This is a genomic window from Paenibacillus sp. KS1, assembly GCF_001680695.1.
In the GTDB taxonomy this organism is placed as follows: domain Bacteria; phylum Bacillota; class Bacilli; order Paenibacillales; family Paenibacillaceae; genus Paenibacillus_B; species Paenibacillus_B suaedae.
Genome location: NZ_MAIS01000312.1, coordinates 1 through 430, shown reverse-complemented (window position 1 = coordinate 430; position 430 = coordinate 1). Strand labels below are relative to the sequence as shown.

The following is a 430-nucleotide window of genomic DNA, read 5'->3' as shown; positions in this document are numbered from 1 at the left end:
GGACTTGCCGCATAGGCGCCAAGCTGCCGCGACCACGTTTGAAACGAGTCCGTTTTCAGCGGCAGCCGAATGTCCTGTCCTTTCGCCGCTTGTTCGTAAGCTGACGCGATATCCTCAAAAAGGATGCGCCAGGAGACTCCGTCGACGACCCAATGATGAATCGCGATCAGCAAATGATCCCCGTCCGGGCACTGGAACAAGCCCAGTTTCAGGAGTGGACCGGCGGCTAGCGAGAAGCTGGCCTGCAGCTTGCCGGCCTCCGTCTCGACCCGCTTGCTCCAATCCTCTTCGCCACGAAAGTCAAATACGTCCAGACTGTAGCCTTCGCCGTCTTCCCCGCTGCGGTTCCAAGCAGCGTAGCCGTCTTCCGTCTGCGTGACAATCATCCGCAGCGCGTCGTGATGCCTAGCGATGCGCTGCATCGTCAGGC

The 430-nt window shown here is 60.0% G+C and carries 1 protein-coding gene; it reads right to left on the bottom strand.

What is annotated here, in order from left to right:
• The coding region (locus BBG47_RS28470; protein ID WP_254659963.1) for a condensation domain-containing protein at positions 1-430 on the bottom strand (430 nt) is incomplete at both ends.